Genomic DNA, 25,679 nt, shown 5'->3' with positions numbered 1-25,679 from the left:
CACTCAACTATTCTACGGTCCCTGTCCAACCGGAAAAATGCGCGCTGCAGCTGCTACGCCAGCACCTGCATTGCGGCCGGGGCGACAGTCACAACACACGGCAACCGGCCCACCCGTTCACCATCGGCATAGCCGACCGCACCGGATGCTTCGGGGGCCTCGAGGGACACAGAAGAGACCCGCTGGATGTGGACGCTGCGGTGCCCGGTATGCCGCCCGGAGAACACCTTGGGAAAGACCGCCAACAGCCCCAGCCGGGTTAAACGGGAAACGACGAACAGGTCCAGCAGGCCGTCGTCGCACCTCGCATCCGGAGTGATCCGCATGCCGCCGCCCAGCGACGTCCCATTGGCCACCGAAATCATCATTGCTTCGACATCCCGGCGCCCCTGCCCATCCACCGCGAGCCGATAGCTGACAGGCCTGAAGGTGGCGAGTTCGCGCAGCATAGCGCCGACATACCTGCTGCGGCCACGCGGCCAGGTCCACCGGTTTGCCCGCTCGTTGACCACAGCGTCGAACCCCACCGAGAGCACGGCTGCGAAGTACTTGCTGCCGCCCGCCTGGGCGACCAATCCCAGATCCATGTACCGCGGGGGCGAAGCCAATGCTGCCATCAGCCGGTCCACCGCCGCTTCCGGTCCATGGCGGGGCAGGCCCAGTGTGCGGGCCACGTCGTTACCAGTCCCGGACGGGACGATCCCCAGCGGCACTCCAGATCCGGCGAGCGCATTGGCACCGAGATTGACCATCCCGTCGCCACCGACCACGACCAGAGCGTCGATTCCGGCCTCCACATGGAAGTCGACCGCCCGCTCCAATGACTGATAGTCCGCTGCCTGAAGCATCACCGGGTCCACACCGTGGCCACGCAGTCTCGCTTCGGCGCGCGGGCCGGACGAATGCTTGACGCTGAACGCAGCGCACGGGTTGACGGCGACCACAAACCGTCCGGTTCGTGGCTGGGGGATTTCGGTCATGGCACCTGATTATGGCAGGTCCCGGCCGAGCTCGAACCCGGCCGGCGCTGCCTGCCGCTTCGCATGTCCTGCCCGTGTCCTGCCCGCGGCATTCGCGCCATAGACTGGACGGGTGTTCCGCATCCTCTTTTACACCCCGGAAATTCCCGGCAATACCGGCAATGCCATCCGGCTGGCCGCCGTCACCGGCGCAGAGCTGCATCTGGTGAAGCCGCTTGGCTTCGACCTGGATGACTCCAAGCTGCGCCGGGCCGGTCTCGATTACCACGACCTGGCCGTGCTCCATGTGCACGAGAGCCTGACCAGCGCATGGGAGGCGCTCCAGCCGGAGAACGTATATGCCTTCACCACTGATGCGCAGCGTTGCTATACGGACATTGAGTACCACTGCGGCGACGTGCTCATGTTCGGCCCGGAATCGGTCGGGTTGCCGGACGAGGTGAAGCAGGATCCGCGCATCACCGCGAGGCTCCGCTTGCCGATGCTACCCTCGCTGCGGTCGCTGAATCTGGCCAATTCGGCTTCCATCGCCTTATATGAAGCATGGCGCCAGCACGACTTCACCGGCGTCCGCACCGACTGAGCGCCCGCTCAGCTGCGGCGCTTCCGGATCTCCTCGGTCGCCTGGGGCAACACCTCGAACAGGTCTCCCACCACGCCAAAGTCGGCGATCTCGAAGACAGGCGAGTCCTCGTCTTTGTTCACCGCCACGATCACCTTGGCGGTCTGCATTCCGGCCTTTTGCTGGATAGCTCCGGAAATGCCGGCGGAGACATACAGCTGAGGCGAAACCGTCTGGCCGGTCTGCCCCACTTGGGCGGAGTGTTCGATCCATCCGGCGTCCGTGGCAGCGCGGGAGGCGCCGACGGCGGCTCCCAGCTCGTCGGCGAGCGCTTCGATGGGACCGAAATCACCGTTCGTGCCACGCCCGCCAGAGACAATTATCCCGGCATCGGCCAGCGCCGGCCGTCCGCTCGCCGGCCGCTCTTCGACGCCGGTGATGCGGGCAGCTGGTTGTGAGGCGGCGTCGACCTCGATCACCGTCTTTTCCGGTTCCGTTGCCGCACCGGCCGGAGAAGGAGCGACGGTGTTGGGTTTTACCGTCAGCACGGGGATCCCGGTGGAGACCGTGGATTCGACGGTATAGCCGCCGGCCAGGACGGATTTGGTGGCCGTCAGGCCGGACCCGGAGCCCGATACTGCCGTGACGTCGGTGACGACGCCGGACCCGAGCTTTATGCCCAGGCGCCCGGCGATTTCCTTGCCTTCAAACGTGTTATCCAGCAGCACCGCGGCAGGCTGTGCCTGCCCGGCGGCCGCCGCCAGATATGCGGCCTTCGGGGCCACCAGATAGTCGTCGAGCTCTTCGACAGCGGGACGATAGATGTGGTGGACGCCGTATTCGGCCATCGTGGCTTCGACCGAGTCGTGCAACGGACCGTTGAGCGCCACAGCAGGCTCTCCTGCCGCGGCGGCCAAAGTCAGCAGCTCCTGGTTGGCTTTGGCCAACTGATCGCCGGGATTGTCGATAAATACCAGAACGGTAGCCATGCTCCGAACTCCTTGTCTTCAGCGTCGGCCGTGTTCAACGCTGCCGGTAGTAGGTGGGTGCGCCGTTGACGGGATTTAGACCAGCTTCTGCTGTTCGAGGAAGTCGACCAACTGCTTGCCGGCATCGCCCTCATCGGTAATGATGGTGCCGTGGCTGCGCGGAGGCCGGGCCGCTGCGGACTCTACTCTCGTCCATGAGCCATCGAATCCGACGTCGGCCGTTTCCAGCCCGATATCGGCCAGTGAGAATGTGGTCAACGGCTTCTTCTTTGCCGCCATGATCCCCTTGAAATTCGGGTACCGGGGCTCGTTGATCTGATCCGTCACGGAGACCACGGCAGGCAGCGCCGACTCAATAGTGTCAGAGTGCGTGTCGCCGTCGCGCCGTGCCCTGATGCGGTAGGTGCCGCCTTCGTCCTGCAACTCCAGCTCCGAAGCGAAGGTGACCTGGGGCAGCTGCAGCCGTTCGGCCAGCTGGGCCGGAACCAGCGACGTCTCGCCGTCGGTCGATGCCATGCCGGCCATCACCAGGTCGACGTCGCCGATCTGCTTGACCACCGCAGCCAGCGCCAAAGACGTGGCGGCCGCGTCCGAGCCCGCCAAGGCCTCATCACTGAGGTGCACGCCTTCGTGGGCACCGATCTGCAATGCCTTCTTCACCGCCGCCGACGCCTGATCCGGTCCCATCGTCACGGCAATGACCTGATGACCGGCCTTTTTGGCTCCCCCGTGGGCTTCAACCAGCTGCAACGCTGCTTCCAGGGGGTACTCGTCCAGCTCGGAGAGGATGCTGGTCGATCGGTCAACCGTATGGGACGGGCCCGTGAGGTGCCTGTCGAACTCGGCGTCGGGTACGTGCTTGATCAGGACCACAATCTTAAGTGCCTTGTTTTCCACTGTCGCCTTTCATCCCTCACCGCTTGAATAGGTTCCACCATCGGCCTGTCCGGCCCGGTGGCTTCGTTAAGCTAATCACATCCAGCTCAGTTATTACTCATTAACTATAACGCGTGATACGACGACGCCGGGAGCCGGTTCCAGCGTGTGGAACCGGCTCCCGGCGTCGGGTGATTCGTCTGCACGGCAGTTCGCCAGGCAGCGGGGCCACCTCAGCGGCAGAACCGCCTTATCAGTGGTGGAACGGCGCAGTCAGGACAAGTCAGCGTCGCCGAGCGTGACTTCGACGGTGTGCTCCTCGCCATCACGCAGATAGGTCAGGTCGGCTGTTGACCCTTGAGCCTGCTGACGCACGGCTGCGGTCAGGGCCTTGGCGTCTGAAATATCCACGCCATTGAGCTGGGTGATCACATCCCCGGGCTGCAGCCCGGCGTCGTCGGCCGGTGCGCCGTCCACGACCTCTGCCACCTCGGCACCAACACTGAAGGCTGTGCTGCCCGTGGATTCCTCTGAAGCCTTGGCAGTGACAGAAACCCCGAGGAACCCATGTGTCGCCTCACCGTTGGCGATGATTTCGTTGGCCACACGCTCCGCGTAATCGATGGGGATCGAGAATCCTACGCCGATATTGCCGCCGGATTTGCTTCCCGAGGCGATCGCGACATTAACACCGATGACTTCACCATCGACGTTGACCAGTGCTCCGCCGGAATTGCCATGGTTAATAGCGGCATCGGTTTGGATCACATTGATGAAGACCGAGCCTTGACCACCGCTTTGCTGATTGTCGGAACCATCCGGCGGCGCAAAATTCCAGCCCTGGTCATCGGGCACTCCACCACCGGAATCTTCAGGCACTGCCGAAGAAGAGACGCTGATGGTGCGGTTCAGTGTGGAAACGATGCCGTCAGTGACAGTCCCGCTCAGCCCCAAGGGTGCGCCAATGGCGATGGCGGTGTCACCCACATTCAATTCTTTGGAGTCGGCCAACTTTGCCGGTGTGAGGCCCTCGGCGTCGATTTTAATAACCGCCAGATCCGAGAATGGATCAGTGCCGACTATCTCGGCGGAGTGGACTCGCCCATCATTGGTCCGGACCTCGACATTTGGCTGCGAAGCCTGGCCGCCAAGAGTCACCACATGGGTATTGGTCAGGATGTGGCCCTCACGGTCCAGGATGATGCCCGAACCGGTTCCATTGGTTCCCATGCCTCCGACCGATATGGTGACAACGCTCGGGGAAGCCTTCTTCGCCGCCGCGGTCACAGCGTTGACGTTCTGCTGGTCGTTGACGATCACCGGACTTTGTGCGGTGCTGGCCGCCGGAGCCGTGGACGAGGACCCGCCATCGAGCAGGGCATCAGCACCAATAGCGGCCCCGCCTCCGACGAGTGCCGCGATGACCATACCGCTCACCAGGGCGATGCCGCCATACCTCTTCGGCCGCTTACCGTGAGCAGGCTGTTGCTGGTAGGGAGCACCGTATTGCCCGGTGGGGTATTGTCCGGCCGCCTGCTGCCCGGCGGCGTACTGCGCGGTGGGATACTGACCCGTGGGGTACTGCGCAGTTGGGTACTGACCCGCCGGATACTCACCGGCCGCATGCTGCGACTGCCCCTGCTGTGACTGTTGTGGCCTCTGAGAGGCGGAGCCGTAGTATTGCCAGCCGCCGTCGTAGTACCAACCGCCGCGCTGTGCCTGCCCCTGATGCGGCTGCCCGGCTCGGGGATAGCCGCCCTGAGCTTGTCCGGCCGCGGGTTGAACGGGCCCTTGCGGGTCTTGCGCCGGCCGGTCTTCAGCTTGCCCGGAGTCTGCTTGCTGCTCCGGCGCTTGCCGATCCGGCGGCAGGTATTGTCCGAACCGCGGCGCGTTCGACGGCGGATCCTTCGGAGGTGGAGGAGTCTGTCCGCGCGGCTGAGTAGGCCGCGGACGCTCTTGGCCGCTGCCGTGCTGCTCACTCATGACGACATTTCCTTTCGGAGTGGATGTATCCCACTATGCCCGCCGTTCCTGATTTGGAAGATCATATTTGCTGGACATTCGCTGTACAGCCGGATACCTGCTCAGGGATTCGCCTGGATGAAATACCCGAACGAAGCCATCATAGGGATAAGGCATGAGGGGCCGCATATATTTCAACCGTGGACGACATATAGGGTGATACATAGAATCAAGGTGTCGGTCAGCGTCTGGTTGATCGCAGGATTGGCTGCTTTTGGCGCCGCCGGAACAGCCGAATGGGGTTGAGTATTGCACATGCGAGCGTCGATTAAGCCATGGGCTGTGTCGATTGGAATTGCCGCGGCTTTCAGCGCCCCGGCCGCAGCCTTCGCTGCGGAACCAGTGGAATTCCCACCCGGTGAATATCTTATCGATGAATCCGATGTACTCAGCAGCTCTGAAGAATCGACGGTCATAGACGCCATCGAGCAGCTTCAGGATGAGCACGGCTACAACCTGCATATCGCGTTCGTCCCGGACTTCACCGGCACTGACAGCCCACAGGCGTGGGTTCAGGAAACGGCCCAGGTCAACAACCTCGGAACTATTGACGGGGTGCTGGCCGTTGCAACAGAGACACGGGATTTCCAGCTCAACTTCAACTCAGCAAGCGATATCAGCGCTGAGGAGGAACAGACCATCTCCCAGGAAGTCGTCCGTCCCGAACTGGACGACGATAACTGGGCTGAAGCAGCCATCGGTGCAACCAACGGTGCGGCCGATGCAGCCAGCGGAGGCGACGGAAACCCCAACGACGGAGGCGGAATTTCAACTGTGTTAACTGTGGCGCTCATTATCGCGGTGATCGGAATCGCAGGGTTCCTGTTCCTCCGTTCGCGCAGCCATTCGGCCACCAAGGACGGACAGGCCGAACTGGACAAAGACGAGGAAAAAGCCCCGCCGGACCCGCTGGCTTCACTCAGCATCGAAGAACTGCGCCAGCGGGCCGGCAGTCTATTGGTCGCTTGTGATGATGCCATCAAGACCAGCGACCAGGAAGTCCTGTTTGCACAGGCGCAGTACGGGGATGAGGCAGTGCGGCCGTTCATCGCCGATATCGACCATGCCAAAACGCAGCTCGGCGAATCGTTCAAACTGCAGCAGCAACTGGACGATCACATTCCTGACACGGAGGAGCAGCAGCGGTCGTGGCTGGGACAAATCATCCGGAACTGCGAGGCGGCCAATAGCTCGTTGGAAGAGCACAAGGCCGAATTCGACAAGTTGCGGGAACTGGAAAAGAACGCTCCGGCGGCACTGCAGAATGCCCGGGCGCGTGCGGCCGATGCGACCCAAAACGTTCAGGCTGCCGAAGCTTCCCTTGCGAAGCTGCAGGAACGGTACGCGGGCGAGGCCATCACCCAGGTTGCCGATAATATCGCACAGGCGAACCAGCGCCTCGAATTCGTCGAAACCGCCGCCGAAACGGCTGAGGAAAAGATCGCCGAAGGCGACACCGGATCTGCCGTGATTGCAGTGCGCGCCGCTGAGGACAGCGTCCAACAGACGAATATTCTGCTCGACGCCATCGACAAGCTCTCGGACGACCTCGCGGAAGCGACCAAGGAACTTGAACCTGCCATCGCAGATGTTTCTGCCGACGTCGCAGCAGCACGCGCCATGCTCGACGGCGGTTCACACCCTGAACTGGCCGGCCCCCTGGCCCGCACTGAATCCGCTCTGCAGCAAGTGCGAAGCGAAATGGCAGCCGGAAAATATGGTCCTCTGGCGTGCCTGCAGCGCATTGACGAAGCGAATCGGCAATTGGACGAGGCGCTCGCCGGCGTGCGTGACAAGCAGGAGCAGGATCGCCGTTCCCGAAGCGCCTTGCAACAGGCGGTGATCTCCGCGCGGTCGCAAATTTCGGGCACCTCCGACTACATTGCGGCCAGGCGCGGCGGTGTCGGGAGCGAAGCCCGGACCCGGCTGGCCGAAGCGCAGCGGAACCTTGATCACGCGCTTTCCATCTCCCGCGACGACCCCACCTCGGCCCTCTCCTACGCTCACCAGGCAAATGTTCTTGCCGGGCAGGCAGCGAAGATCGCCCAGACCGATGTTGAAGGATTCGGCGGCCATGGCGGCTACGGTGGCGGAATGTACAGCCGGCACCGCGGCGGCAGTGGCATGGGCGGCGCCATGCTTGGAGGCATTTTGCTGGGTTCCGTCCTGGGTGGCGGCGGTGGATTCGGCGGCTTCGGTGGTGGCGACTTCGGAGGCGGCGACTTCGGAGGCGGCTTTGGCGGCGGCGCCGGAGGAAGTTTCTAGGACAGCTCGACGCAAAGGATCAACAGGCAATTGATGCAAGGAAGAAAGAGGGACAAAGCAATGGCGAAGCAGTCAATATTCGGTCGTGTGGCACAACTGGCCCGTGCCAATGTCAACGCCCTGATCGACCAGGCCGAAGATCCGCAGAAAATGCTGGATCAGATGGTCCGCGATTACACGAACAACATTGCGGAGGCGGAGAGCGCCGTCGCCCAGACGATCGGCAACCTCCGCATGCTGCAGGAGGACCACCAGGAAGATGTCCAGGCAGCGCAGGGATGGGGCAATAAGGCCATCGCGGCCAGCCAGCGCGCTGAGGAATTCCGCGCCCAGGGTGATACAGCCGATGCTGATAAGTTCAACAATTTGGCCAAGGTCGCGATTCAGCGCCAAATCGATGCTGAGAACGAAGCCAAGAGTGCTGAACCAACAATCGCTTCGCAAACCGAGATCGTTGAAAAACTGAAGACTGGTTTGAACGAAATGAAGAATAAGCTCGACGAACTGACCCGCAAGCGGGACGAACTGGTTGCCCGCTCCCGGACCGTCGAGGCTCAATCCCAGGTGCAGGACGCCGTCAAGAGCTTGGACTTCATGGATCCCACCAGTGAAGTCGGGCGCTTCGAAGAGAAAATCCGCCGGGAAGAAGCCCGTGTGCGTGGCCAGTCGGAGCTGCAGAATTCCAGTCTCGATGCCCAGTTCGAGAGCCTGGAGGACCTCGGTGAACAGACCGAAGTCGAGGCCCGATTGGCGGCTTTGAAGGCGGGCCGTTCGGATGAGAACGATCCATCCCAGCTAACCACCGGTGAGACGACACAGTCCGGCTACTGAGGCTGGTCGGCAAGCGTTCACTAAGGCGGATCGGCCCTGTGCCGGTCCGCCTTTTTGCTGCCCGGCGAAGCGCCATTGGATCGCTGCCGGGTCGCTCTGCTGCGAATGAAGTATGGGTAGACGTTCCACAGCAGGATCACGCCGACCAGTAGCAACCCGAATACCAGCACGCCGGCGACACGGCCCACGACGATGTCGAAGATAAACCCCGCCGTCCCGGCAAGGACCAGCGAAACCAGGACCATGGTGAGTCGCACGGTCCGGTCGGTGTTTGTGACCAACGATTTCTTGATGTGCAGTCCAAAGATCGCCCGGTGCAGATTTACTGATGTCAGGATGAGCGCCGTCACCACCACGGCGCCCACGACCAGGCACAGATAGACCACGATTTGGAACGTATCCAGGTCCTGGAACTTGGACTGGAATGGCAGGGTCAGCAGGAAGCCAGTCAGAATCTGGATTCCCGTCTGCATGACGCGCAGCTCCTGCAACAGCTCAACCCAGTTCCGGTCGAGCCGCTGGTTCTCGGTCTCTCCCCGACCGTCATCGAAGTCGCCGCTTGTCTCCCCGCCTTGCCGGTGATGAGGCAAGCCACCGGCTCCCTGAACGTTCATCATGCTTACTATTTTAGTGCTGTTGAGCGCAGGTGGCCGATCTCTTTCCCCGCCCAGGGCTCGGTCGGGTAAGGGTAAACCCAAAGCCAAGCAAAAAAGCGAAGGTCCGAACCATTCGGTTCGGACCTTCGCTTACCAGTTGCGGGGGCAAGATTTGAACTTGCGACCTCTGGGTTATGAGCCCAGCGAGCTACCGAACTGCTCCACCCCGCGGCGTGTTATTAACACTACCTGCCACGAAGTATGGAACCAAATCGAGGTCCGCCCGGCTCATTCCCATCGTCAGGACTGGTCAGTTGGCTCCGGACTGGCGCCGCCGGAACCGCCGCCATTGTTCCCGCCGGCGCCTTCACCGCCTTGCCCGCCGGAGCCTCCGTTGGCGAGCTGATTCTCAGCTTCAATGGCATCCTGCAGCGCCTCGTTCAAGGCGGCCTGTGCCTTTCCATAGGCGGCAAAGTCGCCCTCGGCCAGGGCAGCCTGCCCCTGCTGTATAGCGGCGTTGGCACGCTCCAAGGCGTCCTGCAAGGCTGCCTGGGCACTCGCGTCACCGCCGCCTTGCTGCTGGCCTTCTCCACCGGAGCCACCGCCGCCGTTGCCGCCGCCGGTATCATCCTGTTCGGCTCCTTCGGCCTCGACACCGGAGTCGCCCTGGAACAATTCGTCCAATGCCTTATCCAGCGTTGGCGCGAAGCCGATTTGCTCGCCAAAGCTCACCAGCACCCGCTGCAGCGTCGGGTACGACGATTCGCCGGATGATTGCACATACACCGGTTGGACGTAGAGGATGCCTCCGCCAACGGGAAGTGTCAGCAGATTGCCGTTGAGTACTTCTGACGCACCTCTGCGCAAGAGGTTCAACGCCTGCGACACTTCGGGATCGGAGTTGAACAGGTTCTGCGCCTGGCCGGGCCCGGACACCACTCGGTCCGTCGGCAGCTCCAGCAGACGCAACGTTCCGTAGCTGTCCGCCTTCTCGCCTGCCGTGGATCCGGCGTTGGAGTTAGCCGCCAAATAGCCATACAGCACGTTCCTGGCCTCCTCGCCCTGACTCGATGCCGCGGGAATGAACGGCGAGGTCAGTTGGAAGGCCGGATTCTTCTGGCCCGGCATCGCCAGAGACAGGTAGTACGGCGGGATCGGGACATTGCTCTCATCCTGCCCGGGAGTGTTGTTGTTATCCGATTCGGTCGGGTCGTCCGGGACGCTCCACTCCTGGTTGCCCCGATAGAAGTTGACCGGGTTAGTGACGTGGTACGTTCCAAGCAACTCGCGCTGAACCTTGAACAAGTCCTCGGGATAGCGGAAGTGGCTCATCAAGTCCCCGGAAACCTCGCTGAGCGGCTGAATAGCCTCGGGAAAGACGTTCTGCCATGCCTGCAACAGCGGATCATCGGGATTCCATGCGTATAGATCCACTGAACCGTTATAGGCGTCGACTGTTGCCTTGACCGAGTTGCGGATGTAGTTCACCGGCTCCGGTGGAAGCGCCTGCTGGGCAGCGCCGGTTCCGGTCTGCGAATCAGTGGTGGCTGACTCCAGCTGCTGCTGTTCCGAGTATGGGAAATTCGAGTTCGTCGTGTAGCCCTCGACAATCCACTTCACCCTCCCGTCGACGACGGCGGGGTAGATGTTGCTGTCGATAGTCAAGTAAGGTGCCACGGCTTCAACGCGTTCACGCGGGTCGCGGTCGTAGAGAATCTGCGATTCCTCATTCACCGCGTCCGAAAGCAACAATTCGGTGGATTGGAACTGGATCGCGTAGACCAGCCGGTTAAAGAAGTTCCCAACGCTTGGTCCGCCATCGCCGGAGAACGTGGTCTTGGCCTCCCCCGCGGCGCCGCCGGTCTCCGGACGGTCCAGCTCCATCGGCTGCGTGCCTTCCGGAGCACCGACCACCGAGTATTCAGGTGAATACTCGCCAAAGTAAATCCGCGGCTGGTAATCGCCGAAGACTCCCTGACTGGGTATGCCTGATTCAAGGAATTGCGGCTCGCCGTCGGCCGCGACTTCACTGGCGCTGGCGGCGACAACGCCGTAACCATGGGTATAGACGGCGTGCTGGTTGATCCAGCTGTTGATGTTTCCGGTATCCAGTCCGCGTACGGCGACGACAACATTCTCCGTCTGGCCGTCCACCTTGTACCGATCAACGTTCAAGATGTTGGGGAACTGGTAGTAGGGACGGAACTGCTGCAGTTGCCCAAAGGCCGCCGCGACCAGATTGGGATCCAGCAGACGGATATTGTCCATCGTTGCCTGGTCCTCTTCAAGGGCGCCCTGTTTCACGTTGGTGGTGGCGTCGTAGTCCTTGACCTTGATGTCCGATAGTCCGTACGCCTCACGCGTCATCTCGATATTCCGCTCGATGTACGGAACTTCCATGGTCTGCTCGGACGGTTCGACCTGGAAGCGCTGGATAACCCACGGGTAGACGCCGCTGGCAAGCACTGCGGTGATGATCAACATCGCCGTTCCCACCAGGGGAAGTCTCCACTTGTTGGTCGTTGCCGCCGCAACAAACAACGCGGCAACAATGAGTGCGGCGACCGCCAGAATGGCCTTCGTGGGAATCACAGCGTGCACATCCGTGAAGAAGGCGCCGGCCCAGTTGCCGTCCTGGCTGGTCAGTGTCGAATAGCGATCCAGCCAATAATTGGCCGCCTGCAGCACCAGGAAGGCAGCCGCTGCCACAGCGATATGGACCCGGGCAGCCGTGCTGGTGAATATGCCCCTCTCCTCCAGGCGGATCCCGCCGTACAGGTAATGGGTCAGGATTCCGGCAATACCGGCCACCAGCACGACACTGATCAGGAAGCCGGTCAGGAACCCCAGGAAGGGTAACGAGATCATGTAGAACGTGTAGTCGAGACCGAATTCCGGGTCGGTCTCTCCGTACGGAACCTGGTTGAAGAACAGCAGCACCTGCTGCCACTGGGAGGAGGCGGCGGTACCGGCAAACAGCCCCAACAGGGCAGGGATGCCGATCATAGCCAGCCGCCGGACGGGCTCAATCGTTTCCTGGTACCGGCTCAGGTTGTCCTGGACATCAGTGTCCGGGGCGTAGATGGGGCGGGCACCATAGGCGATGCGGAGGCTTGCGTACACCGTCGCGCCCATGATCAGGGCTGCGACGATGAAGATGGCCGCCTGCGTAACATTCTGTGTCACGAAGACATCGAGGTACCCCAATTGATCAAACCACAGGATGTCGGCGTAGATGCCGGAGAAGAAGATGAACCCTACAACGAGCACACCGACAATAATCAGTGTCGGGATCAGCGGCCCCCGGCGGCCTCTGAAGATCGGGCGTGGTCTATCCTGCGTGGATGATCCGGATGTCACTCGTTACCTCGTCACTAGGGTGCGCTGGTCCATCAATCTAAAGTTGTGGCTGTACAGCAAACAGATGCTTTAGTAGTGCCACGATTCACCGCGGCCGATGGTTCCTTACCCCTTCATTCTGCCTGTAAGGCAATGCCACAACCAATCGGGACACAATTGATCTGCCGGACTGTCACTGGATCGTAATTCTGACAGCCCGCAAGATTGCTTTCGGCGCCGAAAATCCTACTGGCTTTGGCAGGTTTCCAACGCCGACGTGTCACCGCCGGAACCAACAGTTTTCACGACGTCGACGGCGTCATCCAGCGTTTCGACGCTGTACACGTCCATCCCCTGAGGGACGTTGCCCTCGACGTCGCTGCAATTGCCCGCGGGGGCGAGGAAGACTTCGGCGCCGTCCTTGTCCGCCCCGACCATTTTCTGCTGTATACCGCCAATGGGACCCACGTCCCCCGTGGAGGAAATCGTGCCCGTGCCGGCGAAGAACCGGCCACCGGTCATCTTGCCCTCGGTCAGCTTGTCCATAATGCCCAGGGCAAACATCATTCCCGCGCTGGGGCCGCCAACGTTCTGCAACCCGATGTCGACCTTAAACGGGAAGTCATAATTGGTGCCGAGGAAGACGCCTAATCGGTAGTCGCCGGAATCGGCCTGATTGGGAGTGACTTCCTCGGTGATTGTTTCGCCGTCCCGCTTGATGGTCAGTTGAACGGTCTTGCCGCCGGAAGCATTGAGTTCCTTGCGGAGAGTGTCGATATTCTCGATCTTCTTCCCGTTAATCCGCAGCGGAATGTCGTCCTTCTGCAGGACGCCCTTGGCAGCGGAATCCCGGGTGAATCCGACGACGAACATTTCCTGGTTGTACTCGATACCGAGTTGGGTCATCGCAGCCGCAATGGCGCTGTCCTGCGAAGAATCCATGGCGGCCGCATTTTGTTGTTGGATTTGGTCACGGGTGACATCGGGCGGATACACCAGCTCCACCGGAAGGACAGAATCGGACTGATCCGCCCACGCTTCGAATGCCTGGAAAATGCTCACGTTGTTCCGGGGGCCGGGTCCGCCGGTGACGTAAACAGTTGTCAGATTGAGGTGCCCGCCGGCCGGGTAGCTCTGATGTTCTTCGATCTCGATCACGGGACCCTGCTCCGTCTTGCCCAACGTATTGAACGTTGGCCCCGGACTTTCCACCACGTAAGGCGCGGGCAGGAAGAGGGCGGCGACAATCAGCACCACCGCAATCACACCCGAAACCACCATTGCGCCGAATCGCGGATCTTTTTGCCGCTGGGGGCGGGAAGGCACACCATACGGCGCAGGTGGCGGATAACTCAACAGCACAGCCTCTCGAATATAGTCTTTGTCCCAGCCTACGCGTCGCCGAGTGACATTATTTGCCTTCAGCGAACCTGCCCGCGAAAGGGCGACAACCCAAAGCACGTGCCGGTAACGTTTAAAGTTCCAAGTCCCTTGGCCCAACTGAACGCTATAGCAGGGAAACGGCGGTACCTATGAGTTCGAACCCACCCCATGAAGGCGAGGATCCAAAAGATCCCCTGTCGGAGATGCTGGCAAAGCTCTTCGGCTCACAGGGGGCCGGCGGCATCGATCCGGAGGAGTTCGCCAAGGCCAGCGGCATGCCGTCTGACCCGCAAGCGTTGGCCATGATGTTCCAGCAGGTCCAGTCGATGATGAGCTCGCAGAGCGATGCGCCGGTGAACTGGCAGCTGGCCCATGAGAACGCCAGGCAGGCGGCAGCGGCCGGCGAGGATCCTTCCGTGACAAGTGCACAGTCGCACGAGGTCGATGAGGCCCTCCGGCTGGCTGAAATCTGGCTGGAACCGGCCACGGATTTCCCCGGCACCAGCATGATCGGCCGGGTCTGGTCCCGTGCCGAATGGGTCGAAGAGACCATGGACACGTGGAAGCGGATGACCGAGCCGGTCGCCAACTCCGTGGCGTTCGCTCTCTCCTCAGCACTTGGTGAACAAATGCCCGAGGAAATGAAGTCGATGATGGGCGGGGCCCAGTCGATGCTTCAGAACATGGGCGGCGCACTCTTCGGTATGCAGCTCGGCCAGGCCGTCGGTGCGCTGTCGGGCGAAGTGGTCAGCGCCTCCGACATAGGTATTCCGCTGGCCGGAAACCAAATGGCCATGCTCCCCGCCAACGTTGCTTCATTCGGTGAGGGGCTGGACGTCCCGCCGCAGGAAGTGATGCTGTTCCTGGCTGTGCGCGAGGCCGCCCATGCCAGGTTGTTTACCCACGTACCGTGGCTGAGCGGACATTTGTTGGGAGCGATTGAAAGCTTCGCCCGCGGGATCCACATTGATACCGGCAAGATCGAGGAGCTGGCCCGCGACATCGATCCGTCAAACCCGGAGTCAATCCAGGAAGCACTCTCACAAGGCGTGTTCATGCCGCAGCGTTCCGCCGAACAGGACGCCGCCCTGGAGAAGTTGGAGACCACGCTCGCGCTGGTCGAAGGGTGGGTGGATCAGTTGACCGCTGCCGCCGCCAGCAACCTCCCTTCGGCCGAGGCGCTGCGCGAAACGGTCCGGCGCCGCCGCGCGACCGGCGGTCCGGCCGAACACGCTTTCACCTCTTTGGTGGGACTGGAATTGCGTCCCCGCCGGCTCCGCGATGCGGCCGCGCTGTGGGCCAAGCTGGAAAAGGACCGCGGCATCGAGGGGCGGGATGCTATTTGGGCCCACCCCGACCTGCTGCCGACTGCCGAGGATCTGGACGACCCGGCCGGGTTCGACGAACGCCGGCAGCTGATGGAAGCCTCGGATCAGGACGTCGACGCGGCGCTGCAGAAACTGCTGTCCGGCGGTTACGAGGATCAGCCGACAGGTGACGTCGAGACCAGTGACGGCAACGACGACGGGGCCACTGGCCCTTCAGTCGGCGGATCCGGGAACGAGGACCCCCAATATGGGGACAACACCGGTGGCCAAGGGTCGCCGGAAGAGTCCGGCAACGAGGATCCGGACCGCGACGATGGTGACGACGGCGGGGGCCATCCGGGCTGGCGCCCTTGATCGGCGGCTCCCCCGTCGCGTGATGGGCTGCCGGCCGGTCTTGCCGGGACTGATGCCCTCAGCCCCGCAAGACCAGCCGCTAATCCAGGCCCGTTTCTCCGCTCAGTCCACGCGACGTGGCGAACGCCGCCCCTTCCAGGAATGCCTTCGCGCGCTCCGTATCCGGATAGGCCTCCAGCAGTTGCCAGAACCTGGTGTTGTGCCCGGCGACCAGCAAGTGGGCGAGCTCGTGCAGCAGCACATAATCGATCACCCACTGCGGCATACCCCGGATCTTGCTTGATATCCGGATGCTCTCGTTCGCGGGTGTGGCCGACCCCCACCGGGTGTTCTGATTGTCCACCCATTTGATGCTCTTCGGCCGGGCCCTTCCATCCAGGTAGCGGCCGGACAACCGCAGTGCGTGGTCCATCAGGTCCTGATCGCCTGACGGACCACCACGCATTTTGCCCGCGTTTTGGGCACGCTTGCGTTCCAGCTTAGGCACCATCTTCTGCACCCATTCCTGTTCCTCCGCCGTGCTCAAGTGCCCCGGCACCGCCACGACGGCTACGCCGTCCTCCCAAAATGCGGTAACGGTACGACGACGGCGGGCGGAACGTCGGACTTCAACCTGCGGTGCGTCAGTAGTCATACCTCGACGTTACAGCGCCGAACCGCCGGTGCCACCGCGCCTGCTCCATCCTGTGGATAACCCTCCACGCCGGATTCAGACGTGCCAGCATGAGTACACAGACCCGGTGCTCAGCCCGCTTCGGCGGCAGTGCATCAATCCGTGCCAGGCATGAGGGAGGCCACAATGCATATCAATCGCCGACTGCAGATGTTCGAACGATCCGGGCATTGCGTGCAATTCGGGGTGGGAGAACAGAGCATTGTCCTCGACGGTTTGACCGACCCGGACAAGAAGCTCCTGTGGTGCCTGATGGACGGAACGAACAAGTCCGGATCCATGCTCGCCAGCGAGTGCGGACTATTGCCGGCGCGGGCGCAATACTTGATGGAACTCCTCGACCCCGTGTTGATTCATGGCGGCACAGAGGCCTCCGGCTTGTCAGGATTGCGTTCGGATCGCCTGGGCCCGGATGTTGAACAGTGGTCCGCGGCTTATGAACAGGACGCAGTGCCGTTGATGGAGCGGCGCAGCCGGGCGGCCGTCCGAATCGCCGGACTGGGGAGGACCGGAAGTGTTATAGCTCAGGCCCTCGCGGCCGCCGGTATCGGCACCCTGCTGCTGGAGGACGCCCACCGGGTGCGGGCATGCGATGTCGGTGCCGGCTCCTACCGGCTCTGCGACATCGGCATGGGCCGTACTGCCGCCGTCCGCCGCCAGATCCACCACATCGACCCCACGATCCGGGCGCACCCCCTTGGCACCGCCCATGCCGGCGGCACGGGGTCGTTCTCCCTCGACTTAGTTATTTCCATCAGCAGCGATGTCACGGATGACCGGCTGCAGGCAGAACTCATGCACCGCGAACATCCCCACCTTCCCGTAGTGCTGCGTGACCACGACGTACTGATTGGACCGCTCGTCGTCCCCGGAGAAACAGCCTGCACTGAATGCGTCGACCGGCATCGGGCAGACCAGGATCCGCAATGGCTCAACATGTGCCGGACCATGCGTCGGCGGGCAATGGCCAGGGATTCCACCGGGCCGGAAGAAAGCGCATTGGCCCTATCTGCCGCAGGTCCGGCCGTGCTGCAATCCCTGCTGCTGGTCGACGGTGTCAACCGCCCCTCGGGCTGGTCGACGGTGGTCCAGGTGAGGGCGGCCGACGGTTCCACCGTCACCCACAGTTACTCACCACATCCCGATTGCGGGTGCCTGGGGGCTACCGCTTCGGTTCCGGCCGTGAGTTGACAGGCAAATGAACCGGGAACGGATCCTGCGCAGGGACGCAATGGTTAGTCGTCCGGTTCGTTGATGATGGCCAGCACCGCTTCCCCGTAGCGGTCGAGTTTACTGGCTCCCACACCTGCCACAGCAGACAATTGCCGCGGGTCGGCCGGCTTCGATTCGGCGATAGCGACGAGCGTGGCATCAGTGAATACGACGAATGCCGGAACTCCCGACTCGGTGGCAACCTTGAGCCGCCATTGCCGTAACGCCTCAAAGGTCGCTTCGTCGTACGCCGGCGGACAATCACTGCACCGGCCGACCTTGCGTTCGGCCCCGGAGGCAAGCATCTGCCCGCAACTGCGGCACTGCGCCGGCGCCGCGGCCTTGCGTCTCTTGGGAGCTGCGCCGGTTCGGCCCGACGACGCCGGAGCCGAGTCCGGCCTGAGACCATCGAGGAAGCGTGTTGGTTTCCGGCTGGCACGGCCTCCGGGAGTACGCGCCGTCGACCAGGACAGCGCCAGATGCTTGCGCGCGCGGGTGATGCCTACGTAGAGCAGTCGGCGTTCCTCGTCGACGCCCTCTTCCGTGTTGGCGAACGATATCGGCATCAGGCCTTCACTGAGGCCCACCAGGAACACCGCGTCCCATTCCAGACCTTTCGCGGAGTGCAGAGATGCAAGAGTCACGCCCTCCACAGTTGGCGCATGCTGAGCCGCTGCCCGCTCATCCAGTTCCGACACGAAATCGGCCAGGGTGAACTGCGCCCCCGGAATCTGCCGCCGGGTGGCGGCGACGTCGTCGGCCAGTGCCACCAACGCCGCCAGCGACTCCCACCGCTCCCGGACGGCCCCGCTGCTCTGCGGCCCCTCGGCGCTGTACCCCAGGGACGAAAGCACGTCCCTGACCAGTTGGGGCACATCGTCGCCGCCGGCCGTGCGGGATGCCGCCCGCAGCTGCAGGATGGCGTCCCGCACTTCCCGGCGTGCGAAGAACCGCTCGCCGCCGCGCAGCTGATACCCGATACCGGCAGCCGCCAGGGCCTGCTCGTAGGCCTCGGATTGACCGTTGGTGCGGTAGAGCACCGCGATCTGGCTGGCCGGGACGCCGTCGTCGACCAAAGCTTTGATCCTGCGGGCTGTTCCGGCGGCCTCGGCCTCGTCGTCGGTGAATTCCTCGAACGACGGCGGCGGGCCGGAGTCCCGCTGGGCGATCAGCTCCAACGGCCTGGCCCAGCTGTCCCGGACGGACTTTTTCGCGGGGGCGACGCCACCCAGTGCTTCACGCCGCCGGGCGGCCGCATCCACTTCCCTGGTGCGTGCCGCCAGCAGATCATTGGCGAGTTTCACCACCTCCGGAGTGGACCGGTAATCGCGCACGAGCTTGACGACGTCGGCTTCCGGGAACTTACGAGTGAATTCAAGCAGGTGCCGCGACGTGGCGCCGGTGAACGAATAGATGGTCTGACTGGAGTCCCCCACCACGCACAATTCCTGGCGGTCGCCGAGCCACAGCTGGAGCAGCCGCTGCTGCAGGGGCGACACGTCCTGGTACTCGTCGACGACGAAATGCCGGTACTGGGCGCGGACGGCCGCGGCGACGCGCGGATCCTCCTGCAGGATGCCAATGGTAATCAGCAGCACGTCTTCGAAGTCGATGACGTTCCGGTCGGTCTTGACGTCCTCATACGCCTGGAAGAGCCGGGCGATGGTGGTGAAGTCGAAGCCTGCCGGTTCCGGTCTGCCTGCGGTCTTCGCCAGGTAGGTGTCAGGGGTGAGCATTGACACCTTGGCCCATTCGATTTCCGACGCCAGGTCCCGGATGGCCGCGCGGTCGGTGCTCAGCCTCAGCCGGCGCGCCGCGTCGGCGATGAGCGTGGCCTTGTGGTCGAGCAGGCCCGGAAGCTGGCCGCCGATGGCCTGCGGCCAGAAGAACTGGAGTTGCCGCAGCGCCGCGGCGTGGAACGTCCTCGCCTGCACACCGGCGACGCCCAGATCCCGCAGCCTGGTGCGCATTTCGGCGGCGGCGCGGGCCGTGAAGGTCACGGCCAATACCTGTTGGGGTTTGTACACACCGGCGTGCACTCCGTAGGCGATGCGATGTGTGATCGCACGGGTTTTTCCGGTTCCGGCCCCGGCCAATACGCACAATGGTCCGGTCAACGTTGAGGCGACGCTGCGCTGTTCGTCATCCAGTGCGCCGAGGACGCGTTCCTCCAGGGACTGCTCCTGTCCGAGGTCGCCGGCTATGCTTGTCTGGCTCACGGCTGCGGTCCCGCCGGCTCCGCAATCGGCCCGCCGTACCAGTGCTCGATCAGTGACCGCGCGATGGAGGCGCCGGAGGCAATCACCACTTCCCCGCTGCCCACTGCCTCAGTCAGCTCCTGTCTGGTGAACCAGCGCAGGTCACTGATTTCGACGCCGTCGGGCACGGCTTCTGCGCTGTGGGCGCGGGCGGTGAATCCCAGCATGAGCGACGCCGGGAATGGCCACGGCTGCGAACCCAGATAGCGCGGCGAATGGACGCGGACACCGGATTCCTCGGCAATTTCCCGGATGACCGCGGCTTCGAGCGACTCCCCGGGCTCAACGAAACCAGCCAGCGTGGAAAACCGCTTGTTGGACCATTGTGCCGAACTTCCCAATAGCAGCCTGTCGTTCTCGTCAATCACCGTGGCAATGATCGCCGGGTCGGTGCGCGGGAAGTGCTCGCTGTTATCCACCGGGCACCGCCGGACCCAGCCGCCGGATTCAACATCCGTGGGCGTGCCGCACCGCGGGCAATGGGTATGCGTGGCGTGCCAGTTGGCAATGGCCGCCGCTTCCACAAAGAGCGCCGCATCCCGGGCAGGCAGTTCCGTGGCGGCCTCGCGAAGTCCAATCCATCGGACCGATTCGTCGCCCTCCCATTGGTTGGAAGGTTCCTTGAGCATCAACAGGACGACGTCGGTCCCCGCGGGTTCGCTGCCGGCAGGTCCGGCACCGGCAACCGTCGTATGCCCCAGATACACCGGGGTCCGGGTGGGGTCAATGCTGGCGGCATCCACCAGCAGCAGCGAGGAGTCACGGACCGGGCTGCGGCCATGCGCGATCAGCATGACTTTGGTTCCGGGCGCGGACCAGAGTCGTTCCATCAGCCCCGGCGTCACCCGCCAGTCGCCTCCGCGGTCCACGCCCGCCCGGGCCAGCGCCAGTGATCCTAATGGAGGGTGAGCATCTTCGGGCGAAGGCCCTGCGGGCGGAACTGTGTTGCTCATCCTTCCACGTTACTGAACCATTCGGGGTTTTCACGATTCGCCTCAGGCCGGACCTGTGGATGGGCGGATCCAGTTGTGACCCAGCATTCTCCCAGCATGTTCCAAGGGCTACGGTTCCCGCGACTCGCCGCCTCGTAACCGGGCTCAGGCCGCGGTTACATCTACCGTTGGAATTGTGACAAGAACTCCCACCGAACTGGCAGCCATAGCAAGCGCCGCGGTACCCGGCCTGACACCCGCAGGGGTCGCCACCGCACCCGACGACGCAGCGGATTTTCAGTCCGCTGTGTTGCTTGACGACGCCGGCAAACGGTGGCGTGTGCGCTCGCCCAAACATGCCGAGGCAAGTGTCCGCCTGGAAACGGAACTGCATGTGCTGCGGTGCTTCACCCCGGCGGTCCGGGCCGAATTGCCGTTCCTGTTGCCCAACGTGGCTGGAACAGTACGCCAGGGAAACCTGTCCACATTCGTCTATTCACATGTTCCCGGGTCCACCCGCAGCATCGACCAGCTGGTGGCAGAACCCGGCAACATCGCCGCCGAACTTGGCAGGATCATGGCCGCGATCCATGATTTGCCGTTGGAGTTGGTGCACTCGGCGGACCTGCCCAGCTACAGCGCCGACGAATTCCGCCAGCGGAAACTCAACGAGCTGGATCAGGCAGCGACGACCGGAAAGATTCCGTCGTCGTTATTGCTGCGCTGGGAGAATGCCCTCGAAGATGCTGCATTGTGGCAGTTCCAGCCGTCAGTCGTGCACGGTGACCTCCACGAAGACCAACTGCTGATAGATCAGGCCCGTGTCACCGGCGTCAACGGGTGGACGGATATGCGCATTGGAGATCCGGCGGATGACTTCGCCTGGCTGATCGCTGCCAACGACCAGCGCTTCGCCGATTCGGTGCTGGAATCGTATTCGGTGGCTGTCCAGCGTGCCCCGGACCGCCATCTGCTTCGCCGTGCCGCGCTGTCTGCCGAGTTTGCCGTGGCCCAATGGCTCGTGCGGGGCATCGCAATCGATGATCCGGCCGTGGTCGCCGAGGCTGAGGAAATGCTCGCCGCGCTGGAATCGGACATCGCTGAGTACGGCGGCCAGCCGATTTCGGCGGATCCCCCGGAGCGTCCGCACTCAGAGTCCGTGGCGCCCATCAGCACCGGGGAGGTGGAGACGAGCGACCCGGTGCCGGATTCCCGCCACGACGATGACGCCGAGGCGAACGCAGCAGAGATACCCGATGAGGCGATAGTGACAACCGGCACCGACGATGACGCCGAGGCGGCGCCGGAACCGGGCAGTGACGCCGACGACGGCCCGGACCTCGATACATCGCGAACCAATGACACTGCCGACCAGGACCCCGCGGGCGGCGCTGATGCCTCTGCCCGGCCCGCCGACAACGATAAGGTCACGGTGCAGCCCGTTCCCGCCGACGAATACCCCGAAGGCGACGACGCCGTCGACTCGGGCTCCGATCCGTCGTCGGACGTTGACTCGGATAACGGTCCGGACTCCGGCGAGGAGGCAGATCCCGACCGTAGCCCCGAGCGCGAGGTCGGTCCCGACCGCGGCGATGCCCCGGACCCCGGCACCGCCGACCGGCAGGATCCGGTTACCCGTACGCGGACCTGATCACTGATTCAAGTTCCTCCTCGCCGGCCATGTCGTGCGGACGAACGACCTTGTTCTCCTTGACGTAGTAGAAGGCCGCATTCACCCGGTCGAGCGGAACGTCTTTCAACCGCGCCCAGGCCAGCCGGTAAACCGCCAGCTGAACGCCGCGGATCCCAAGTTGTGACGCTGATGGCACGGCGCCGGTTTTCCAGTCGACCAGGTCCCAGGTCCCGTCCCGATCCTGGAACACGGCGTCGATCCGGCCACGGACCACCACGGCCTCCACCTGGGTTTCCACCGGGACCTCGATGGCTGCCGGGGAACGTCTGGCCCATTCGGATTCCTTGAAGGTCGCGGTCATCGAATCGAGATCGTAATTCTCGTCAATGAAACTGTCGGCGGTGCGCGGTTGTTCAAACTCCAGCATTCCGGTGGTTCCGAAGTATTCTTCGACCCACGTGTGAAAGGCTGTCCCCTGCCGCGCCGCCATCCCCGGTTTCCTGGGCACGGGGCGGCGCAACTGCCGGACCACCTCCGCCGGGTTGTCGGCCAGGTCCACGAGGGTGGAGGCGGATATGTGCTGGGGCAACTCAACATCCAACCGATGGTTGGGAGCATTGTGCCGCTCAAGCAGCAGGGACGTCTCTGTATCCCAACGGGCGGATGCGCGGTCTATGGGATGCGCCGGTCCATCGCCCGCACTGGACGGTGTCGCCCCGGCATCCGCGGCCGGCGCACCGTCGCTGTCGGCGCTGAGCCCTTCGGCTGCGGCATGCACATTGCGGGCGGCCCGTTCCATCTGCGCCCGGCGTCCCGGTCGTTTGCGGATTGGCCCGTCCGGTCCCACTGGGCCTTCCAGCGGGTCGTATGGCCACACCGCCCGTTCCAGATCGACCGTCATTGGGTTGAAGGTGCTGACTTCATCTTCGTCCGCCCATAGTTCAATGGCCGCAGCGGGTTCGGTGCCCCCGGCCAGGGGAAGCACCTCTTCCAGGAAGGTGGAAACCCCCGCGACAGATCCCCGCGAGCCGTTCCATGCAGCCGACGTGCACATCAGCACATGCTTGGCCCGGGTGTAGGCAACGTAGGCGAGCCGGCGCTCCTCCATTTCCGTATGGTGGGCGACCTCGCCCTTGAACGCTTTCTCGCTGTCCACCCAGCCTTTCTGGTCCCGCTGGTCGCAGTCCCACACCGGCAAGCCCGCACAGTCACCCCGGAGCGGCCACGGCAGGGCCGAGTTGCCGCTGCTCCAGCGTGAGTCCTTGTCCGACGGAAAGGTCGCGGCGTTGAGGCCGGGAACGAAGACAGCGTCCCACTCGAGGCCTTTGGACGCGTGCACGGTCAAGAGCTGGACGGCGTCGCGGCGTACTTCCACCTGCGGAATATCCAGCCCATTCTCCTCCTCGGCCGCGGCATCGAGCCAGCTGAGGAAGGCCAACAGGTCCATCCGCTGGGCCGTTTGAATGTATCCGGCCGCTGCGTCGTGGAATGCGTCCAGGTGGCGGCGGGCGTAGTGAATGCTCACGCCCGGGATGGCCGCCACTTCGATATCGAGCAGCATAGTCCGTTCCACCTCGGACAACAGGGTGGTCAGATCGTCCCCAATGAAGGTGCGGAGGTTGTTCAGCTCCTGCCGCAGCCGGTGCAGCCGTCCAAGCCCCTCAGGCGACAGGCTGCGTCCGTGGCCGGATGTCCATCCGTCCCTGGGCAGCCAGTCGAGCGCTTCAACCAGGCTGGCGCTGTCCACTTGGTCGTGTTCCACCACCGGGGCTTCGGACTCGTCCTGCCGGCCGGCTTCCTGCGGATTCGCGAAGGCTTTCTCCCGTTGCCTGGCCAGGAATTTCGACCAGTCCGAGAACGCCATCAGGTCGGCCGGGCCGACCCGCCAGCGCGCGCCGGTCAGCAGCCGCATCAGTGAATCGGAACGGGACGGATCTGCCAGGACGCGCAGCGTAGCCACCAGATCCACAATCTCAGGCGTGCTGAGCAGGCCACCGAGCCCGACGATTTCATATGGAACTGCCCGTTCTTCAAGCTGCTTGCGGATCGGCTCCATTTGAGCGCGCCGCCGGCACAGCACCGCGGCCGAGGTGGGTACCGCCCGTCCAGTCTTCTCATCCCGGGTGAATGCGGTGGCCCGGTATTGCTCGACGCGGCGGACCACCGCAGCTGCCTCGTCCGCATCCGTCTCGAACCGCCCCAGGATCACCTTGCCGGCCCCGGCCGCCGGTGCCGACCGTAGATCGGGCACCTCGATCCGGGCTGAGCCCGGCCGGTTTGGGGCAACTGCGTTAAGCGGCCGGGAAATGGTGTTGGCCATGGACAGGACATTGACCGAATTCCGCCAGGCAATACTGAGGTACTTCACCGGTGCGGCAGACCCTGATCCGGACGCATCCATGAGGGGAAAGGTGGTCGGGAAGCTGAAGAGCTGCCCGGCCGAGGCGCCCCGGAATCCGTAAATCGACTGGTTCGGGTCCCCCACCGCCGTGACGGGGTGCCCACCGCCGAAGAGACGTGAAAACAATTGCATTTGGGCGTGTGAGGTGTCCTGGAACTCGTCCAGCAGCACCACTTTGAACCGTTGCCGTTCCATGTGCCCGGCGGCGGGAACCTCGTCGGCGATTTTCGCGGCCAGCGCCACCAGGTCCCCGAAGTCCAGGGCTCCCCGTTCCCGCTTCAAACCGGTGTAACGCTCCACCAGTTCGGCGACGGTCGCCCGGGTCCGCAGCCGATCAACGATCTTCCGGGCCTCTGCGGCCGGTTCCTTCGTTTTGCCCTCAAGGTATGGAAGATTTTCCATCCGCGCTGCTTCCTGGAGCAAATAAGTGCGCACCTCGCCGGGATGTTGCAGGTGTTCCGAGCATTCGCCGGCCAGCTGGATCACTGCCTGCACCAGGGTCGATTTCGCGGCGGTGAAGTGCTCGAATTCGCCTGAGTAGGCCTCCACCACCTGGCTGGCCATTTGCCACGATTGGGCTCCGCCCAACAGTACCGAGTCCCGTTCTATACCCAGCCGCAGCCCATGATCGGTGACCAGGCTGCTGGCGTAGGAGTGGTAGGTGGAAACTTTCGGATCGAGTAAGCCGGCGTCAGCCTCGGACGGCGAAGTTACGTCTGCCGGCAGCAGTCCCTTGAGGGACAGGTTTGCCAGTTGCGTCCGCATTCTGTCCGCCAATTCCCCGGCCGCCTTCCTGGTGAAGGTGACGCCAAGTATCTCCTCGGGACGGACTTTCCCATTGGCCACCAGCCAGACGACACGATCGGCCATCGTCGCCGTTTTTCCGGACCCGGCGCCGGCCACCACGAGCAGCGGTTCCAGGGGCGCACTGATAATCGCGGCCTGCTCTTCGGTGGGCTGGTGTTGTCCCAGGGCTGAGGCAAGTTGCTGCGGCGTGAACCGCTCCTGCTCGCCGGTTCCGTCCAGATCCAGCATCGCCTGACTG

General features: G+C 63.3%; 17 protein-coding genes and 1 tRNA gene. 6 read left to right on the top strand and 12 right to left on the bottom strand.

Annotation, left to right across the window (positions count from 1 at the left end; genetic code table 11):
* Positions 1 to 53: 53 nt before the first annotated feature.
* Positions 54 to 980, bottom strand: coding sequence for a diacylglycerol/lipid kinase family protein (locus H535_RS0106530; protein ID WP_026818916.1), 927 nt, complete (start codon positions 978 to 980; stop codon positions 54 to 56).
* Between the two features lie 112 nt (positions 981 to 1,092).
* On the opposite strand from H535_RS0106530, the gene H535_RS0106525 reads away from it, so the two are divergent.
* Positions 1,093 to 1,563 (top strand): tRNA (cytidine(34)-2'-O)-methyltransferase, encoded by a 471-nt coding sequence (locus H535_RS0106525; protein WP_026818915.1) that lies wholly within the window; start codon positions 1,093 to 1,095, stop codon positions 1,561 to 1,563.
* Between the two features lie 8 nt (positions 1,564 to 1,571).
* Here H535_RS0106525 and H535_RS0106520 read toward each other — a convergent pair whose 3' ends face one another.
* The 3 genes from H535_RS0106520 to H535_RS0106510 all read right to left on the bottom strand — a co-directional run bounded on the left by H535_RS0106520 (position 1,572) and on the right by H535_RS0106510 (position 5,390).
* Positions 1,572 to 2,531 (bottom strand): electron transfer flavoprotein subunit alpha/FixB family protein, encoded by a 960-nt coding sequence (locus tag H535_RS0106520; RefSeq protein WP_026818914.1) that lies wholly within the window; start codon positions 2,529 to 2,531, stop codon positions 1,572 to 1,574.
* A gap of 75 nt (positions 2,532 to 2,606) precedes the next feature.
* Complete coding sequence (locus H535_RS0106515) at positions 2,607 to 3,428, bottom strand: electron transfer flavoprotein subunit beta/FixA family protein (protein ID WP_026818913.1); 822 nt, start codon at positions 3,426 to 3,428, stop codon at positions 2,607 to 2,609.
* 252 nt (positions 3,429 to 3,680) lie between these two features.
* Positions 3,681 to 5,390 (bottom strand): S1C family serine protease, encoded by a 1,710-nt coding sequence (locus H535_RS0106510; protein ID WP_026818912.1) that lies wholly within the window; start codon positions 5,388 to 5,390, stop codon positions 3,681 to 3,683.
* 294 nt (positions 5,391 to 5,684) lie between these two features.
* Here H535_RS0106510 and H535_RS0106505 point away from each other — a divergent pair, with 294 nt between their 5' ends.
* Positions 5,685 to 7,694, top strand: coding sequence for a TPM domain-containing protein (locus H535_RS0106505; protein ID WP_026818911.1), 2,010 nt, complete (start codon positions 5,685 to 5,687; stop codon positions 7,692 to 7,694).
* 60 nt (positions 7,695 to 7,754) lie between these two features.
* Positions 7,755 to 8,525, top strand: a complete 771-nt coding sequence (locus H535_RS0106500) for a PspA/IM30 family protein (protein ID WP_026818910.1) — start codon at positions 7,755 to 7,757, stop codon at positions 8,523 to 8,525.
* A 20-nt stretch (positions 8,526 to 8,545) separates the two neighbouring features.
* On the opposite strand, the gene H535_RS23865 is transcribed toward H535_RS0106500, so the two are convergent.
* From H535_RS23865 to H535_RS0106480, 4 genes are all read right to left on the bottom strand, one after another.
* Positions 8,546 to 9,142 carry a DUF6328 family protein gene (locus tag H535_RS23865; protein WP_245580197.1) on the bottom strand — a complete coding sequence of 199 codons (597 nt, stop codon included), beginning with the start codon at positions 9,140 to 9,142 and terminating at the stop codon, positions 8,546 to 8,548.
* A gap of 136 nt (positions 9,143 to 9,278) precedes the next feature.
* Positions 9,279 to 9,352: transfer RNA gene (locus tag H535_RS0106490), tRNA-Met, on the bottom strand.
* A 69-nt stretch (positions 9,353 to 9,421) separates the two neighbouring features.
* Positions 9,422 to 12,481 (bottom strand): UPF0182 family membrane protein, encoded by a 3,060-nt coding sequence (locus tag H535_RS23860; RefSeq protein WP_081416491.1) that lies wholly within the window; start codon positions 12,479 to 12,481, stop codon positions 9,422 to 9,424.
* A 225-nt stretch (positions 12,482 to 12,706) separates the two neighbouring features.
* Positions 12,707 to 13,741 carry a YlbL family protein gene (locus H535_RS0106480; RefSeq protein ID WP_081416490.1) on the bottom strand — a complete coding sequence of 345 codons (1,035 nt, stop codon included), beginning with the start codon at positions 13,739 to 13,741 and terminating at the stop codon, positions 12,707 to 12,709.
* Between the two features lie 251 nt (positions 13,742 to 13,992).
* On the opposite strand from H535_RS0106480, the gene H535_RS23855 reads away from it, so the two are divergent.
* Positions 13,993 to 15,525, top strand: coding sequence for a zinc-dependent metalloprotease (locus tag H535_RS23855; RefSeq protein WP_035768546.1), 1,533 nt, complete (start codon positions 13,993 to 13,995; stop codon positions 15,523 to 15,525).
* Between the two features lie 79 nt (positions 15,526 to 15,604).
* Here the strand turns inward: H535_RS23855 and H535_RS23850 are convergent, their stop codons facing one another.
* Complete coding sequence (locus H535_RS23850) at positions 15,605 to 16,159, bottom strand: M48 metallopeptidase family protein (protein ID WP_035768544.1); 555 nt, start codon at positions 16,157 to 16,159, stop codon at positions 15,605 to 15,607.
* Positions 16,160 to 16,324: 165 nt separating this feature from the next.
* Here H535_RS23850 and H535_RS0106465 point away from each other — a divergent pair, with 165 nt between their 5' ends.
* Positions 16,325 to 17,389 (top strand): ThiF family adenylyltransferase, encoded by a 1,065-nt coding sequence (locus H535_RS0106465; protein WP_026818908.1) that lies wholly within the window; start codon positions 16,325 to 16,327, stop codon positions 17,387 to 17,389.
* A gap of 44 nt (positions 17,390 to 17,433) precedes the next feature.
* Here H535_RS0106465 and H535_RS0106460 read toward each other — a convergent pair whose 3' ends face one another.
* Together H535_RS0106460 and nudC are read right to left on the bottom strand one after the other, a co-directional pair.
* Complete coding sequence (locus H535_RS0106460; RefSeq protein ID WP_245580195.1) at positions 17,434 to 19,629, bottom strand: ATP-dependent DNA helicase UvrD2; 2,196 nt, start codon at positions 19,627 to 19,629, stop codon at positions 17,434 to 17,436.
* A complete protein-coding gene (nudC, locus tag H535_RS0106455; RefSeq protein WP_026818906.1) occupies positions 19,626 to 20,621 on the bottom strand; it encodes an NAD(+) diphosphatase in 996 nt (331 codons plus the stop codon). The genes H535_RS0106460 and nudC overlap by 4 nt, the downstream gene beginning before the upstream one ends.
* A 175-nt stretch (positions 20,622 to 20,796) precedes the next feature.
* Here nudC and H535_RS30265 point away from each other — a divergent pair, with 175 nt between their 5' ends.
* Positions 20,797 to 22,251 carry a phosphotransferase gene (locus H535_RS30265; protein WP_081416488.1) on the top strand — a complete coding sequence of 485 codons (1,455 nt, stop codon included), beginning with the start codon at positions 20,797 to 20,799 and terminating at the stop codon, positions 22,249 to 22,251.
* On the opposite strand, the gene H535_RS0106445 is transcribed toward H535_RS30265, so the two are convergent.
* Positions 22,232 to 25,669: an ATP-dependent helicase gene (locus H535_RS0106445; protein WP_051298718.1), complete on the bottom strand. Its 3,438-nt coding sequence runs from the start codon at positions 25,667 to 25,669 to the stop codon at positions 22,232 to 22,234. The two genes, H535_RS30265 and H535_RS0106445, sit on opposite strands and share 20 nt — an antisense overlap.
* Positions 25,670 to 25,679 lie beyond the last annotated feature (10 nt).

It is taken from the genome of Arthrobacter castelli DSM 16402 (genome assembly GCF_000430705.1).
Taxonomy (GTDB): domain Bacteria; phylum Actinomycetota; class Actinomycetes; order Actinomycetales; family Micrococcaceae; genus Arthrobacter_C; species Arthrobacter_C castelli.
The sequence above is the reverse complement of the archived record's forward strand: the minus strand, read 5'-3'. Positions and strand labels throughout refer to the sequence as shown.

What these genes read in the sequence shown, in the direction of transcription:
- H535_RS0106530 (WP_026818916.1), bottom strand. Translation starts at nt 980, where the DNA reads ATGACCGAAATCCCCCAGCCACGAACCGGACGGTTTGTGGTCGCCGTC.
- H535_RS0106520 (WP_026818914.1), bottom strand. Translation starts at nt 2,531, where the DNA reads ATGGCTACCGTTCTGGTATTTATCGACAATCCCGGCGATCAGTTGGCC.
- H535_RS0106510 (WP_026818912.1), bottom strand. Translation starts at nt 5,390, where the DNA reads ATGAGTGAGCAGCACGGCAGCGGCCAAGAGCGTCCGCGGCCTACTCAG.
- H535_RS0106505 (WP_026818911.1), top strand. Translation starts at nt 5,685, where the DNA reads ATGCGAGCGTCGATTAAGCCATGGGCTGTGTCGATTGGAATTGCCGCG.
- H535_RS0106500 (WP_026818910.1), top strand. Translation starts at nt 7,755, where the DNA reads ATGGCGAAGCAGTCAATATTCGGTCGTGTGGCACAACTGGCCCGTGCC.
- H535_RS23865 (WP_245580197.1), bottom strand. Translation starts at nt 9,142, where the DNA reads ATGATGAACGTTCAGGGAGCCGGTGGCTTGCCTCATCACCGGCAAGGC.
- H535_RS0106480 (WP_081416490.1), bottom strand. Translation starts at nt 13,741, where the DNA reads ATGGTGGTTTCGGGTGTGATTGCGGTGGTGCTGATTGTCGCCGCCCTC.
- H535_RS23855 (WP_035768546.1), top strand. Translation starts at nt 13,993, where the DNA reads ATGAGTTCGAACCCACCCCATGAAGGCGAGGATCCAAAAGATCCCCTG.
- H535_RS23850 (WP_035768544.1), bottom strand. Translation starts at nt 16,159, where the DNA reads ATGACTACTGACGCACCGCAGGTTGAAGTCCGACGTTCCGCCCGCCGT.
- H535_RS0106465 (WP_026818908.1), top strand. Translation starts at nt 16,325, where the DNA reads ATGCATATCAATCGCCGACTGCAGATGTTCGAACGATCCGGGCATTGC.
- nudC (WP_026818906.1), bottom strand. Translation starts at nt 20,621, where the DNA reads ATGAGCAACACAGTTCCGCCCGCAGGGCCTTCGCCCGAAGATGCTCAC.
- H535_RS0106445 (WP_051298718.1), bottom strand. Translation starts at nt 25,669, where the DNA reads ATGCTGGATCTGGACGGAACCGGCGAGCAGGAGCGGTTCACGCCGCAG.